Below are 16,158 nucleotides of genomic sequence, written 5' to 3'. Positions count from 1 at the left end.
GATGTAGAGTTTTTTTTATGTCTTCGAAAAATTCTGATCCGTCTAATACTGGTAATAAATATAGTAATTCAATTATAAAACGCCCCAGATACCGTATATGGCGGATGTTGGTTGGAATACTTGCAGGCTTGTTCCTTTTTATTCTTGCGGGAGGTGGATTATTTGCCTGGATAAAATATGAGGGAGCCGTACAGGATTTGCCTACTGTTGAGGGGTTGAAAAATTATGCCCCGCCTGTTATGAGCCGGATATATGCCAATAATGATCGTGTCATGGCAGAATTGGCATCAGAGCGGAGATTATTTGTTCCCATTACCCTTATTCCGGATCGGGTCAAGAATGCTTTTATCTCGACAGAGGACAAGAATTTCTATTCTCATGGCGGGATAGACCCCTTGGCAATTGTACGTGCGGTTGTACAAGATATGTTCCGTAAAACGTCAGGTAAGCGTCTGGTGGGGGCGTCAACGATTACGCAACAGGTTGCGCGTAATATGTTGCTTAACAATAAGCGGAATTTGAATCGCAAGATTAAGGAAGCTATCTTGGCAATTCGAATTGAACAATCCCTGACCAAAGATCAAATTCTGGAAATTTATTTAAATGAAATTTATCTTGGTGATGGTGCCTACGGGGTTGCTGCGGCCGCACAAACTTATTTTCATAAAAATCTTGATCAGCTGACCGTGGCAGAAGCGGCCTATCTCGGTGGATTGCCGAAATCTCCTTATAATTATGATCTTTATCATCATCCAAAAGCAGGGCTGGAACGTCGTAATTTCGTTTTGAGCCGTATGCTAGAAACTGGTGCAATCAGCAAAGAAGTCCTGAAACAGGCAATGGATGAACCTCTGCAAGTGACACAATCTGTTATAAGACGTGGACCTTTGGCAGGAACACAATGGTTTTCCGAGGCTGTAAGGCGTGATCTGATAGATCGCTATGGAATGGATAAAACAATGCAGGGTGGTTTGGAAGTTCATACGAGTTTGGATCTAAAAAATCAAAATCTAGCAACAAGGTTAATGCAGCAGGCATTAATGAAATATGATCGGCAACATGGTTGGCGAGGTGCAATAAATCATTTAAATATTGAAGATGGAAAAGAATGGAGTGATTTGCTAGCCAGACAAAAAAATCCTGCCGGGATATTGGATGCATGGCGTGTTGCCATTGTTTTGAATAGTAGTACGGGAAAAGTTGGATGGTTGGAGAATAAGAATGAGAAATTGGCTTTATTGGAAAATAAGGATGTAAGTTGGACAAAGCGTTCTTCTCATCCATTAAAAATGGGCGATGTTGTTTTAATTGAGCCTTTGGCTGATAATGGTAAAGTCGCCTTGCGTCAGGTTCCTCTGATAGAAGGTGCGTTAATTTCTGTTGATGTTCAGACAGGCCGCGTTTTATCCATGTTTGGTGGATGGTCATTTGCTGAGTCACAGTTTAATCGAGCAACACAAGCTCAACGACAACCAGGCTCTTCTTTCAAACCCATAGCTTATCTGGCGGGGATGGAACAAAATATTCCGCCATCTCAGATTTTTATGGATTCCCCTTTTTCAGCAGGTAGTTGGCATCCAAACAACTATGAAAAAACATTCTGGGGACCAACAGCGTTACATAATGGCTTACGTTATTCAAGGAATTTGGTCACCATTCGTTTGGCCGCTCAAGTCGGGATGAATGCTATTTCAAATTTGGCAATTGCATTAGGTGAAGTAGATTCAATGCCTAAGGTTTTACCTGCCGTTTTGGGTGCTGTGGAGACAACGGTTTTCCGTCATGCTGGTGCCTATGCAAGTATTGCGGCAGAGGGGTTGTTAACAAAACCAACCTTAATTGACTATATTCAGGATCGGAATGGAAAGGTAATCTGGCATTCAGATGTCTTGAAGTTGGAACATTCGGAAGATCCAGATAGGCTTCCCCTTATTATTGATCATCGTAAACGTGTTGCATCAGCTCAAAGTTCCTATCAAATTATAACCATGATGGAAGACGTGATGAAACGTGGAACCGGTATGTCGGCAGCGCGTGGGATAGATCGTCCACTTGCCGGCAAGACAGGAACCAGTCAGGATTTTAATGATGCGTGGTTTGCAGGATTTTCACCGGATGTCGTGACAGTAGTATGGTTTGGGTTTGATCAGCCAAAAACATTGGGAAAAGGTATGTCTGGCGCTGTTGTTGCCGCGCCAGTTTGGAATGAATTCATGAAAAACATTCTGGCTAATCGCCCCAAACTTGATTTTGCAAAACCAGAAGGTGTTTTTCTAGCAAGTTATGATACGAGTAAAGGAAGTGTAACCGATGCTTTCAAGGAAGGACAAACCCCGGGAATTAGCATCAATTTGAATAAGGGGGCAGCAACGGGTGAGTTGACAGCCCAGGATACAGGAGCTGAAAATATACCTGATTCTGAAGAGTCCATGGATAGTAATGAGGGGATTGTATCTCCATCTAATGAAGGAAGTGAAAAAAAGATTGGTGAAAAAACAGGTCAATCTTCATCTTCAGGTGAAGGGGAAGATATAGGTATGGGTGGATTATATTAAGGTTGACCTTGTATTTTTATTAAAATCTTGTTAATTGGATTAATAATTAATTGCATTTAAGGTAAATAAAGGAAACGAGTATGTCTGCGGAGAGTGATACACTCCAACAAACAATAGAGCAGTCTTTAGAACTGCTGAGGAGGCATCTTTGACTGGGATACAGCTAAAGATCGTCTAGCCGAGTTAAATAACCGCATTGAAGATCCCAATCTATGGGATGATGCGGAAAATGCGCAAAAGATTATGCAGGAAAGAACAGGGCTTGCCAATCAAATTGAGCGGGTTGAACGGTTGGAGCAGGATTGCAAGGAAAATCTTGACCTAATTGCGTTGGCTGAACAAGACAATGACATGGAAATTGTTCAGGATGCCTTGCAACAATTGCAATCAATGGAAAAAGAAGTTAAACGTCTTGAATTGGAAAGTTTACTTTCTGGTGAAGCCGATCGGAATGACTGTTATCTGGAAGTGAATTCCGGGGCAGGAGGCACGGAAGCGCAGGATTGGGCTGAGATGATGTTAAGAATGTATACACGTTGGGCTGAACAACATGGTTATAAGGTAACCATGTTGGAAAGTACTGAAGGGGAACAGGCGGGTATAAAATCGGCAACATTGCAAATAAGCGGGATAAATGCCTATGGGTGGCTGAAAACTGAAGCGGGAGTTCATCGCTTGGTTCGTATTTCGCCTTTTGATTCCGCTAAAAGGCGTCATACATCTTTTGCTTCTGTTTGGGTTTATCCAGTTATAGATGATTCAATTGATATTGAAGTAAATGAATCAGATTTGAAAATCGATACGTATCGTGCATCGGGTGCTGGCGGACAGCATATCAATAAAACGGAATCAGCCATAAGAATTACCCATGTTCCAACAGGAATTATTGTCGCTTGTCAAACGGATCGATCACAACATCGTAATCGGGCAACAGCAATGGAAATGTTGAAGGCCCGTCTATATGAATTGGAATTAAAAAAACGCGAGGAAGAGGCGGCACAGACAGAAGCCAATAAAACTGATATAGGTTGGGGTCATCAAATCCGTTCTTATGTTTTGGCACCCTATCAATTGGTGAAAGATTTGCGAACGGATGTGGAAAAAACCAATCCAGATGCTGTTCTGGACGGTGATCTGGATGATTTCATGGCAGCGGCACTGGCTTTAAGGGTGGGGGCAACACGTTCAGAAGCAAGTGCGAAAGCAACATGATAAAAAGGCTTTGTTAAAAACTTTGACTAATAATGATTTATCAGTGGATAAGTATTGAAGATGAGTAATTTCACAGGAAATGGAAAATGATTCATGGTTAATCTTAATCAACGTCATCCTATTGAATCTATTGGTATTTTAATTCTTGTTATTTTGTTTCATATTTTTGGAATTCTTGGATTATTGTTTCTGATGCATTCCAATAAAAAAGAAGATATGCCTGCTCCATTAGAAATAAGGGTTGTAGATGTATCTTCCGCCGCATCCTCAGCTTCCGCACAGGTTTCACAACCACCTGCACCGGAAATGATTGTTCCACCTCCACCAGAGATTGAGCCCCCCCCAATTAATACAGAAGCCCCTGTACAACCTAAACCGCCTAAAATTGTAAAAAAACAAGTCAAAAAAAGGGAACCGGCTGCCCAACCTGCAAAAAGCTCGGCATCCGATAGTCAAAATCAAGGGAATATGAATGGTACATCTGGTGAGGGGATGTCGAATACTCCAAATGATGGTCCTCCTGACAGAAGTGCTGGCAGCCGTGCACTTAATGGTGTTAAAATGAATTATCCTCCTGATATGGAAGCAGCGGGTAAGGAAGGTCGGGTTATACTATCCTGTGATATTGAAGCGGATGGCCATACCAATAATTGTAATGTAATTGAAGCCAAAGGAGGAAACTCGTTTAAAGAAGAGGCTCTACGCTATGTGGCTTCTGCCCGTTATCGTCCAGCCACACGCAACGGTATGCCAGTAAAAGAGAAAAATCATCGTCTTACAATCAGTTTTAAATTAGGTGCTGGATAAAAATGGTTCATTTATTTTGGATTGGATATGTCAATTAATCATCTTAAATGCAAATAAAGTTAAAATTTCTTTGAATTTAGTTACGTTAATGTCGAAAAATATGAATAAATTTACCAAACAATATATTGGGCAGACTAACATTGATAATCTGTGCTTTCATGATATGAATTTTTATGACAAAAATTTTAGGGATGGTTTAGTTGATGCTTTAAATATTTGTAAAAATATATTTAAGGAACATGATCGTTACGTTATTGGGTTATCAAAAATCAATCCCAGAGCGTCACCAATTCGATAACAGATATGGTATATAGGTTTGAAATGAACCTAGAATCAATTATAAGTTGATGGTTATTCATATCAATATAAAAATAAATAACAATGAATATGTTTATGTTGTCTGAGGTTGTTTAAAGAAATTACTGCCCAGTAAAATTAACGAAGGAATGTGTTAAATATGGATAAAAATAAAAGTTTATTTCGATTGATTCGTTTTAAATTCACTGTGATTGCCGCATTTTCTGGAATGCTTTGCCTGTCAGGTATAAACAATGGTTTTGCACAGCAGCCTCAGCAAAATATACCAACATCAACTGCACATGATAACTCCGCTTCTCAACCAATGCAAAATTCAGCGGGTAGCAACGTAAATCCAGTCGTTTCTTCGACCATAGACAACCCAGTAAAACCGGAAGCTGTTCCTCAATCATCAGAAAATCCATATGGTTTAAAAGCTTTGTGGAAAGCGGGTGATATTGTTTCAAGGATAACATTGCTTGTGTTGGCAATAATGTCAGTAGGGAGTTGGTATGTAATCGTTGCAAAAATTGTTGTCCAAAATCGTGTAACGCGTGCTGGAAAAGAAGTGCGTGAAAAACAGTTCTGGCAACAAAACACTTTAAAAAAGGGTACGGAGAGTTTAGGTAGTAACTCTTCCTATCGATATATTTCTGAAAATGGTATTGATGCACTGATGCATTATGAAGGCTCCTTGCAGGAAACGATTGATTTATACAGCTGGGTGTCCATGGCCTTACATAGAGCGCTTGACACGATACAGGGACAATTGCAAGGCGGTCTGGCTTTTTTGGGAACGGTTGGATCCACTGCCCCTTTTGTAGGATTGTTCGGAACAGTCTGGGGTATTCATCATGCCTTGACCGCCATTAGTATCGCTGGACAGGCTACCTTGGATAAAGTTGCCGGTCCTGTAGGCGAGGCTTTAATTATGACAGCAATTGGTTTGGCTACGGCTGTTCCAGCTGTTCTGGGATATAATTTCCTGGTTCGTCGCAATAAAGTGATTATGGATCAAACTCGCAATTTTGCTGCAGATGTTCAAACAGTCTTACTTGGGGGAAACCTGAATAATAAAAAAGTGATCTCTGAGTAAGGAAAGAAAGGCACATGAGCTTTAATTTGAATGGTAATCGTGGTGTGGGGGATTTTATCAGCGCGGAAGGGGATTATGATGAGGTGGTATCCGAAATCAATACAACCCCCTTGGTTGACATCATGCTTGTACTACTGATTATCTTTTTAATCACTATTCCTGTTGCCACACACGCTGTAAAGGTTGATATACCAGAACGTAATAGTCATTTAACTCAAACCAAGGTAGGAAATATAGCCCTTGTCATTAAGGCGGATGGTCAAATATTTTGGAATGAACAGCTATTACCTGACGATAATGCATTAAAGGCAAAATTGGCTTCGGTAGCATCTTTACATCCTCAGCCCCAAATTCAAGTTTGGGGAGACATACAGGCAAAATTTGAGAAAGTTGGTCAGGTTATCCAGGGTTGTCAGCAAGCCGGGATCAGTCGGGTTGATTTTATTACGAAACCCATTAGGAAATAGTAATACGGTATAGGGTTAAGCCAGATTATATGATTGAAAAGGATATAGTATAATGCGTTCATTACGTTCTGGACATGCTCGCAGAATCATGATTCAGCAAGGTGAAAAGGAAGAAGAGGTCATGGTAAATATTAACACGACCCCCTTGATTGATGTAATGCTGGTTTTATTGGTAATGTTGATCATAACTATTCCTCTACAGACGCAATCCGTACAATTGGCCTTGGGAAGAGCAGTTCCAGTAAATGAAACAGAACTTCCAAAAACGGTGACAATCGGTATTGATTTTGATAATAGTTTGTCGATTGATGATACTGCTATTTCCAATGAGGATGCGTTACTTGATCGTTTTCGTGAAATAGCTGCTAATTCTGACCAGCCAGTTGTTGTCGTAAAGCCCAATCGATTGGCCAATTATAAAAATGTTGCCATTGTTTTGGCTGATGCCCAACGGTTAGGAATAAAAAAGATAACAATTGCCAATCAACAGTAATGGATGAGGATAGATCGGGATATTAAACTATGAAACCTGTTACTTTATTGCGAAATTTATGGATGGTGGCTTTATTGGGAACTGCTGGAGGTTTATATTCAGTTTCTATTGAATCCAAAGAAGTGGTAAGCCAAAAAATGGCTGCTCCTTTAAAAAACATAGAACATCTTATGAAACAGGGAAAGATTGCCCAGGCCAATGCTGCGCTTAAGGAAGTTCAGACAATTCCAAATCCTTCCGCCTATGAAAAAAATATTATTGAACATTTGCGGATTGCTTTGGCAATCAAGCAGAATGATCTTGATGCAGCCTTTACCGGATATGATGAGTTGATTAATTCCACACGTACGTCTGCATCCGAAAAAATTCAAATAAGAATGGCGCAGGCCAGCCTTGCCTATCGAGCTCGACAATATGTGAAGGCAATAGAATATATTAAACAGTATTTTTTGGTTGGTGGTACCAATACACACATGAAAACATTGTTGATCCAGTCATATTTTCTTAACAATAACTATAAGGAAGCAATGACAGCTCAGCAAAAACAAATAGATGAAGAAATAAAAAATGGTCAGGTACCAGCTGAATCCCAGTGGCAAATTATGGCTAATTGCCAAGAAAAACTTGGAGATCAGGATGGTTTGCGACATAGTTACACGCAATTGGCTATGCATTATCCCAAAGCCGAATATTGGGGACATATTATGGCGGCACTATCATCCAGTCGTGATTTATCACCCTCTGTCAAACTTGAAATACTCAATTTGCGTTTTAATATGAATTTAATGAGGACCAGTGAAGAATATATGGAAATGGCGGAAGTGGCAATGCAAGCCAATATGCCGCATTTCGCATTGAAAATCCTTGCGGCTGGTTATGACAAGGGAGTATTGGGTACGGATCATAACTCTACACGTGTTATGAGATTTAGGAAATTTATTCAGGATAAAATTAACGAGAATAAATCAGCGTTACCTGCAAAATTGGAAGCTTTCGAAAAGGCACCAAATGGTGATGATATGTTGATGCTTGGATATGATCAGGTTATGGACGGTAAAGGTCAGTCAGGTCTGCTATTGATGAAGGAAGCACTGAAAAAAACGTTGAAAGATTCTAATGAGGCGTTGCTTCATTATGCTATGGCACAACTACAAGTTAACCAGAAAAATCAATCAATTCAAAATCTAAAATCTATCCAAGCACAGGGAGTTATAAAAGAAATTGCTGATTTATGGCTGATTAAATTACAGACAAAATCCTAAATCTTGAAATAGGATATATTGAAATACTAAGTAATTAATAATAATATGCTTTTTCGTGAAGAGGATAGTTTGCGATATTTTTAACAATTGTTTATTTATTTGTCTATTTTGATAAATCCACTTAAAAGGCATATTTCTTGATAGGTTTTTATTTGGGTAAAATTTGTTTATTTAAGGTGGAGGGATTAAGGAACTGGGAATGCTTATTCATACGGAAGAAACACCAAACAATCATGCATTGAAATTCATTTTGGGTAAACCGATCCTTGATTCGAACCAGACAATTGATTTTACGAATAAAGAGGCTTCAAATATGTCGCCACTCGCATTGAGCCTGTTTGATGTTGAGGGAGTGAAACGTGTTTTTTTTGGTCACAATTTTATTGTTGTAACCAAAGATGAGAAAGTTTCCTGGTATGGGCTGAAATCAGCGTTAAGTGCTATCATCATGGATTTTCTCTTGATGAAAAGACCCGTTCTCGATAAAACTTCAAAAGTCAATGTGATCGAGATGGAAGTTGCACCTGAGGATCAAGCGGTTGTTGAGCAAATAAAATGGATATTAGATACGGAAATTCGTCCCTCTGTAGCCAAAGATGGTGGCGATATCATATTTTACGGTTATAAGGATGGATGTGTTTATTTAAGAATGCAGGGATCCTGTCAGGGATGTCCCTCTTCAGCAATGACTTTGAAACATGGGGTGGAAGTGATTCTGCAGCGACATCTTTCTGAGGTTATTACTGTGGAGCAAGTAAGAATTTAATTTTATTTGCTAAAGAAAATATCAAAAAAATCTATGTTTCGGATCAATTCGGATGATTGAATTGGAAAAAAGAAATGGATGAAACATCTTCTTTGTCTATGGAATGTCTGGATCGTCTTTTTAATTTGGCACGGACGCCTAGGGGTTGGTTAAATAGGGATGTGGAAACTTCTGTTTTATATCAGCTTTATGACTTGGTAAAAATGGGTCCTACTTCTGCAAATTGCCAGCCAGCTCGGTTTACTTTTCTTAGTCATCCGGTAAGTAAGGAAAAATTGAGACCCGCACTTACAGACGGGAATATTGATCTGGCACTATCCGCTCCTGTTATTGTTATTGTAGCATATGATCCAATATTTTATGAAAAATTACCGATTTTATATCCAGCGGTTGAATTGAGATCATGGTATGCGGGAGACATGCCATTTGCTGAAGAGACGGCTTTGCGCAATTCTACTTTGCAGGGAGGATATATGATTGTTGCGGCTCGTTCATTGGGGCTTGATGTTGCTCCCCTATCGGGTTTTGACAATACAATGGTGGATCGACTGTTTTTTGAAGAGCAGGGTTGGCATTCCAATTTTTTGATATGTTTGGGATACGGGAATAAAGAAAATATTGGGAAACGAAATGAAAGGCTTGCGTTTGAGGAAGCCTGCTTAATGTTGTAAATCTATGAAAAACGATAAAACAATTTTAGTCATTAATGGTGCCTCTGCATCTGAGCAGGCACCTAATTTTATTTCTGTTGTTGTTAAGGATCAAATATATAGGTTGGAATGTGAAAAAAAATCCTTTGAACGAGGTGCCCCAGAACGATTTCCAATCTATTTCAATGAATTTGTACGGAACGGTTATTTAGTCGCTAATAAGATTGATCTTATTTCTATTATTATTGGACCTGGATCTTTTACGGGATTGAGGGCTTCCATTGCATTCTCATTGGGATTGCAAACAGGGTTACATTGTCCGGTTGTCCCTTTACGCCGTGGTGAGGCGATTTTTCCATATATCGAAAAAGACTATTCTGGTAAATTAGTTTGGCATATGACCCTGGCCCGAAGAAATAGGGTATTTATTGAAACCAATCAAAAATCTGAAATAAAAGCTTTCGATTTTGTTGATATACCATGGCCGGAAGAAGAAGTTATTTTGTCAGGTGAAGCGTTTCCAATTATAAAACCTCTTATTCCAACAAAAGTCAATTGGCGTAAATCCTCTATAAATGAGGCGGATGCAGTTATGATGGCCAAGATTGCGGATCATTATGATCAGGGTGATAAAGTTACGAATAAACTCTATCCTTTATATATAGATCCTCCCAAAGCGAGTTTACCTGCTGGTGGACTGCGAAAAGCACCAAAATAAAAATGCCGAGAGAATGAAGTGATGCCGATACAATTTATTACAGAGGGAAATGGTTTAGAATATCCATTGGCATTATTACATCAATCCGCTTTTCCAGAACATGAATATTGGAAACCTGAAGATTTCAAAACACTGATGGCTTTACCTACACATTCTGCATGTGTCTATATGGATAAAGAAAATGTAATGCTGGGTTTTCTATTTTACTCCAAAATTATTGATGAAGCGGAAATAGTTACTTTTGCTGTTTCCCCCCCCTTTCAGGGAAGAGGGATAGGCAAGGCCATTCTTGAGCAATTTATAAAAAAAATGAAAATGGAAAACATCAAATCAGTTTTTTTAGAAGTTGCTGAAGATAATAAAAAGGCATATCAGCTTTATTGTAATTATAATTTTGAAGTTCAAACAAAAAGGGTTGATTATTATGGTAAAAATAAGAATGCTTATCTTATGCTGAAGTCTTTGTCCTAGAACGACTCTTGGTAAATAGAGAAATATATCTTTTTTAATGATTTGAATTAAGTTATAAATAGTTTGAAGAAAGCTATCTTTTGAAGTTATAATTTTTGTTGAAAATTGACTTGGCAATTGTCCGTATTCCAGTTAGGGCGCATATAGGCTTCTTTGTAATAATTGAATGAATTGTATGACACGTGAAAAAATGAATAATTTATCTCATATAGAACGGTTATGTATTAAGAAAGGTCTGAAAATGACCGGGCAGCGACGTGTTATTGCCCATGTTCTTTCGCATGCCCATGATCATCCCGATGTTGAAGAGTTATATCGACGGGCCTCAAAATTGGATAATAATATCTCTGTAGCCACGGTCTATCGTACTGTTCGTTTGTTGGAAGAAAAGGGTATTCTGGAAAAACATGATTTTGGTGGGGGACGTGCCCGTTATGAAGTGACTGAACAGGGAACGCATTATCATTTAATCGATGTTGATACTGGAAAAGTGATTGAATTTGAAGATCCTGAGCATATCAAGATGATTGAGATCATGGCGAAAAAATTAGGGTTCGAACTGGTTCAGCATCGGTTGGAACTGTTTGGGCGCCGTATTAAGACAGAACAAGATTCGTAATTTTTACAAGATATATATAAATTATTTTGGTTTATGATTTATATAGAAAGAAAATATGCATAGGGAAAAGAGAAGCGGTTCTTTATCAACTTTAGAATTGAGAAGAGATAAATTTGTTGAATTACGTTCAGGTAGCCTAGGAGTCAGGTTGGCCGAGACAGAATCGGAAAAGGATGCAGCCCGAGCTTTACGTTATCGAGTGTTTTATGAAGAGATGGGAGCGATTCCTAACGAGAATATTCGTAATCTTAAAAGAGATTTTGATGAATATGATGACTTTTCAGATTATTTACTGGTAATTGACTATAATAAAATATCTGATCATGAGCGGGTCGTGGGAACCTATCGATTAATTCGAAAGGAAAATGCCGACAAGGCGGGTGGTTTTTACAGTCGTGCAGAATATGATCTTTCCGTATTACAGGAATATCCTGGCAATCTTTTGGAGGTCGGTCGCTCTTGTGTCCATCCGCAATATCGTAATCGATCCGCAATGCAGTTATTGTGGGAGGGAATTGCTGCCTATATTTTTTATTATCGAATAGATATCTTATTTGGTTGTGCCAGTTTCCCGGGAACAGACCCCGATCAATATGCCGAAATCTTAACCTATCTTTATCAAACTCAATTGGCACCCCCAGCTTTGTTAGTCAAGGCATTGCCAGAGCGTCGTGTGGAAATGTTGCGTGTCGATCCGCATCATTTGGATCATTTTCGTTGCCGATTGGAACTTCCTCCTTTAATTAAGGGTTATTTAAGACTGGGAGGATATGTTGGGGATGGTGCTGTTATCGATCAGCAATTTAATACCACGGATGTTGCAATAATTCTTAAAACTGAACTCATTGCAGATAAATACTATCGTCATTATGAACGACGTTTGAGAGACGCATTGGAATTTTGAATTATTCATGAAGTTTGAAAATTTATAAACTATTTTATAAAGTTATTTCATACATTAAGAAAATGGATTTTCATTTGGATAAATGGCATGACTTAAAAGGATGGCAAGGGGCATTGTATCTCACAGGTTTGGGAGGAATATCTGCCTTGGCTTTTCCACCTATCTATTTTATATTTATTTTATTTTTGTCATTTCCGTTACTTCTGCATTCAATTGATCATTCCAAAAATTGGAAATGTGCCCTGATGAAAGGGTACTGGTTTGGTTTTGGTTTGCATACAATCGGATTATCGTGGCTTGTAAATGCTATACTGATACGGGCACAGGACTTTTGGTGGCTTGTTCCAATTGTATCTCCATTATGTGCGATATTACTTGCATTATGGACGGGTTTGCCTACGCTTTTCTATTATTGGATAAAACCTTCAAAAAAATTAAAAATTTTTGTTTTCGCTGGTTTATGGACCGTTTGTGATATGTCCAGAGCGGTGATGTTGCCGCCTAATTGGTGGAATCCTGTTTTGACAGGTTTCCCATGGAATCCTTTGGCCAGTACCTGGGAGATCCCTGGCAGGATAGGGGATATTTTTATCCAGACCGCTTCCCTTATTGGAGTGGATGGATTGACATTGATAACGGTTATTCTCGTCTTGCTTCCATTATATGGAAAAAAAGGATGGATGATTATCGCTGGAACTATTTGTGGTTTGGCTTTATTTGGTTTTTACCGTTTGGTAGAAAAACCGCCTATTACAGATAATAATACACCCATTGTTGCCTTAATTCAGGGAAATATAGCTGAAGATGACAAGATAGCGAATACAGATCCTCGCCGAATTTTCCAGAAATACATGCAACTTACTTCGGATGCGGTTGTTCAGGCGGTAACCTTGCGTCAAGAATTGGGGCAGTTTGAAAGACCTATCATTTATGCCTGGCCTGAAAGCTCTTTTCCGGGAAGTATTCAATATGATGACGCAGCCAGAAAAGTTATGATGCAAAATAATCCAGATGCCTCTTTCGGTATTATAGGGGCCATCACCCAGCAAGAACCAAATATTCTTTACAATAGTTTGGTAGTTTTAAGGCAACCGGATGGAGCGATTGATCATGTATATAATAAAGTGAAATTGGTACCTTTTGGTGAATCCCAACCTTGGTATATTCCATTTCATGTTGTACCTGGACAGGTTTTAACACCAGGTGAGGGAAATGTCACATTGAATTTATCAAGAGTAAGTTCTTTTGCACCATTAATATGTTATGAAGTTATTTTTTCGGGACAGATTCTTGATTATAAAAATAGACCAAAATGGATATTGAATTTAACAAATGATGCGTGGTATGGAAATTCTGCCGGTCCTAGACAACATCTTGCTGCGGCAAGATTGCGTGCCGTGGAGGAAGGAATTCCAGTTGTGCGTGTAGCAAATACGGGAATATCAGCAGTTTATGATTCTTATGGAAGAAAAATAAGCCAGATTGACTGGGGCGTCAAAGGAGTAAGGGCGGTTGCGTTACCAGGAGCTTTGTCTTTTACGTTGTTTTCGTTGGGACATCGTTTTATTCCTTTTTGTTTGTCACTTATTTGTATTTTTACAGGAGTAGCAGGCAAATTCCTCTCGAGGGGGAAATAATTAACTAAAGGGCTAAAGAACAAGGTTGTATGGATGGAGAATATTCGTTTAAAGTTGAATTGGTTTAAATTCAACGTTTTTTTACCAAATATACAATCTTTTAAATGGTTATACGCTCCTAAAAAAGAAGCCATTTTTTTCTCATTGCGAACAATCATTGCCTCTTTTCTTGCTTTGGCAATTTCCTTATGGATGGAAATGGATAGCCCCAAATGGGCTGTTATGACAGTATGGATTATTTCTCAAACCTCTCGGGGAGAGACGATAACCAAATCAAAATGGCGTATTGTGGGAACCATAGTCGGAGTTGTTGTTTCGGTTTTGATTGTTGCCGCATTCCCTCAGCAACCATTTTTATTTGAAATATGTCTGGCTTGCTGGATAGGGGGCTGCTGTTTTTTTGCAAGCCTAATCCGTAGCTCCAGTTCCTATAGCGTTGTCTTGGCAGGATATACCTGTACAATTATCGCTTTTACAGCAAGTTCTGATCCTGAAAATGTGTTTATGCTGGCAATGTCCAGGGGCACTTATATTATTTTAGCTGTATTGTGTCAGGATTTAGTTGAACGTATTTTTGCTTATAATCAGGAGAAACAGGCTCGATCTAATATTGAGAAGAATATGTTAATGGCCATAACAGGAGCCCTTAATGTTATCAAGGATGTTTTTAATGGTGATTATCAGGCTGTCTACCGGGTAAGGGAAACCTTTTCTGCTATTGCTGCAACAAGAAATACCCTAGAATTCAGAAAAGCTGAAATGACTGGTAACGATCATATGATTGACCATGTTCATGCCACTTTGTTTTCTGTAGTCATTGTTTTGACTAGATTAATGAATCTAGTGCTTTACATGCGGGAATTCAAAGAGGCAGGAAATGATTTCCATAGTATTTTTTCGCAAGTTCATACTTATGTTCAATCTCTGATTCAATTTATAAATAAGAATATGGATTTTAGAGCGCATATGCAAAAGCTTGCCGATCTTCGTTGGGAATGTCGACAGATTATTGCCAATCATATTTTTCATGATACGGCTTTAAACTATTCAGATCGTGAATCTATTGAAAAACAGTCTTTTCTACATCAAAGAATTTTATATCGGGCTTTAAGTGAATTATTGGGCGAGTTGGAAGTGGTTTTAAGGGAATACAGAATGGTTCACAATCCTCCCCTGCATGACCGTTTTACATTTAGAATGCCTCCACTGCTTAATTTCAGATTGGCCTGGTCGAATGGATTGCGTGTTTTTTTGGTGGTGATTTTGTGTTGTCTGATTTGGGAAGTTACTGCCTGGCCTAATTTTACAAATGCTCTCGGATTTTCCTGTATGATTTGTGGCCGCCTATGCCTTTTTGAAAATAGTTATAAATTTTCATTGGATTTTCTAAAAGGCACAGTTTTGGCCATGATTGTCAGTGGTATTATGAATGTTACTTTAATTGCGGCAGCAAATACGATTGAGTTGCTCTGTATCGCTTTTTTCATTCCAGCTTTTATCGGGGGATTGGCGATTTATAATTTGCCAACCCGTGGTATAGGGATGAGTTTCACAATCTTTTTATCATTGATGCTGGTTGTTGATAATCAGGATAAAATGAACGAACTGACTTTTTTCAATACGGCTTTTGCCACTGTGGCAGTGGCAGCGATTGCTATTTTTTCATTCCGATATATCGCACCATATTCACCAATTCAGGTGCGAAAATCAATTCGTCAAAGAATGATAAAAGATATTCATACCCTGCCAGTATTATTGACCATTCCTCCGGCAAGAAAATGGCTTGCGGTAACGACGGACTGGTTTGTTTCATTGATGAGGCAGTTTGACCCCGCTAAGGAGCTAACACTGATTAGACGGTATAATCAAGGTGCATTGGCGGTAATGGTTATCGGGATTAATATTATTGAAATGAGAAAAATGATCATTCATGACATTTTACCTGAGGATGTTAAAAATCAATTGCGTGTTGTTATTAGAAGAATAAGTCATTTTAAAGGAGGACATCATGTCAGGACTGTCTTGATCATTAAAAGTGCTATTCGACGTTTACAGTACAGGGAAAGTCATGAAAAGAACCTTGCACAAAGACTTGAAATCGGTACGGCAATTGCATGTTTAATACCAATACATTATGCATTGGAAAAAAATCTTACATTTTTCAATTTATCATACAGTGATAATTAATGTGTCCCTGTTATGAT

General features: G+C 38.7%; 15 protein-coding genes. All 15 read left to right on the top strand.

The window, feature by feature from the left end; translation table 11 throughout:
- The first annotated feature begins 17 nt into the window (after window positions 1–17).
- Window positions 18–2,555 (top strand): penicillin-binding protein 1A, encoded by a 2,538-nt coding sequence (locus H3R33_RS05815; protein ID WP_198184726.1) that lies wholly within the window; start codon window positions 18–20, stop codon window positions 2,553–2,555.
- A gap of 80 nt (window positions 2,556–2,635) precedes the next feature.
- Window positions 2,636–3,767, top strand: a protein-coding gene (prfB, locus tag H3R33_RS05810; RefSeq protein ID WP_110438641.1) for a peptide chain release factor 2 whose coding sequence is annotated in 2 segments (ribosomal slippage) — window positions 2,636–2,704 and window positions 2,706–3,767 — 1,131 coding nt in all. Because the reading frame shifts where the segments join, the coding sequence is not laid out codon by codon here.
- Between the two features lie 93 nt (window positions 3,768–3,860).
- Window positions 3,861–4,574: an energy transducer TonB gene (locus H3R33_RS05805; RefSeq protein ID WP_122123220.1), complete on the top strand. Its 714-nt coding sequence runs from the start codon at window positions 3,861–3,863 to the stop codon at window positions 4,572–4,574.
- A gap of 457 nt (window positions 4,575–5,031) precedes the next feature.
- Window positions 5,032–5,967 (top strand): MotA/TolQ/ExbB proton channel family protein, encoded by a 936-nt coding sequence (locus tag H3R33_RS05800; RefSeq protein ID WP_230873026.1) that lies wholly within the window; start codon window positions 5,032–5,034, stop codon window positions 5,965–5,967.
- Window positions 5,968–6,011: 44 nt separating this feature from the next.
- On the top strand, window positions 6,012–6,434 hold the full coding sequence (locus tag H3R33_RS05795; RefSeq protein WP_370552691.1) for an ExbD/TolR family protein: 423 nt from the start codon (window positions 6,012–6,014) through the stop codon (window positions 6,432–6,434).
- Between the two features lie 52 nt (window positions 6,435–6,486).
- Entirely contained in the window at window positions 6,487–6,927 is a 441-nt protein-coding gene (locus tag H3R33_RS05790) for a biopolymer transporter ExbD (protein ID WP_230880467.1), read from the top strand.
- Between the two features lie 29 nt (window positions 6,928–6,956).
- Window positions 6,957–8,189, top strand: coding sequence for a lipopolysaccharide assembly protein LapB (locus H3R33_RS05785; protein ID WP_198184728.1), 1,233 nt, complete (start codon window positions 6,957–6,959; stop codon window positions 8,187–8,189).
- Window positions 8,190–8,388: 199 nt separating this feature from the next.
- A complete protein-coding gene (locus H3R33_RS05780) occupies window positions 8,389–8,955 on the top strand; it encodes a NifU family protein (protein ID WP_155567806.1) in 567 nt (188 codons plus the stop codon).
- A gap of 74 nt (window positions 8,956–9,029) precedes the next feature.
- Window positions 9,030–9,626 carry a malonic semialdehyde reductase gene (locus H3R33_RS05775; protein ID WP_155580129.1) on the top strand — a complete coding sequence of 199 codons (597 nt, stop codon included), beginning with the start codon at window positions 9,030–9,032 and terminating at the stop codon, window positions 9,624–9,626.
- 4 nt (window positions 9,627–9,630) lie between these two features.
- On the top strand, window positions 9,631–10,323 hold the full coding sequence (locus H3R33_RS05770) for a tRNA (adenosine(37)-N6)-threonylcarbamoyltransferase complex dimerization subunit type 1 TsaB (protein ID WP_110438647.1): 693 nt from the start codon (window positions 9,631–9,633) through the stop codon (window positions 10,321–10,323).
- Window positions 10,324–10,344: 21 nt separating this feature from the next.
- On the top strand, window positions 10,345–10,794 hold the full coding sequence (gene rimI, locus H3R33_RS05765) for a ribosomal protein S18-alanine N-acetyltransferase (protein WP_198184729.1): 450 nt from the start codon (window positions 10,345–10,347) through the stop codon (window positions 10,792–10,794).
- 175 nt (window positions 10,795–10,969) lie between these two features.
- On the top strand, window positions 10,970–11,413 hold the full coding sequence (locus tag H3R33_RS05760; RefSeq protein ID WP_110438649.1) for a Fur family transcriptional regulator: 444 nt from the start codon (window positions 10,970–10,972) through the stop codon (window positions 11,411–11,413).
- 55 nt (window positions 11,414–11,468) lie between these two features.
- Window positions 11,469–12,317 carry a GNAT family N-acetyltransferase gene (locus H3R33_RS05755; protein WP_198184730.1) on the top strand — a complete coding sequence of 283 codons (849 nt, stop codon included), beginning with the start codon at window positions 11,469–11,471 and terminating at the stop codon, window positions 12,315–12,317.
- Window positions 12,318–12,391: 74 nt separating this feature from the next.
- Window positions 12,392–13,954: an apolipoprotein N-acyltransferase gene (gene lnt / locus H3R33_RS05750; RefSeq protein ID WP_198184731.1), complete on the top strand. Its 1,563-nt coding sequence runs from the start codon at window positions 12,392–12,394 to the stop codon at window positions 13,952–13,954.
- Between the two features lie 33 nt (window positions 13,955–13,987).
- On the top strand, window positions 13,988–16,141 hold the full coding sequence (locus H3R33_RS05745; RefSeq protein WP_198184732.1) for an FUSC family protein: 2,154 nt from the start codon (window positions 13,988–13,990) through the stop codon (window positions 16,139–16,141).
- Window positions 16,142–16,158: the final 17 nt, after the last annotated feature.

The sequence above is a fragment of the Commensalibacter sp. B14384M2 genome, from assembly GCF_016101865.1.
Taxonomy (GTDB): Bacteria; Pseudomonadota; Alphaproteobacteria; order Acetobacterales; family Acetobacteraceae; genus Commensalibacter; species Commensalibacter melissae.
This window is presented reverse-complemented; position numbering and strand designations above follow the sequence as displayed.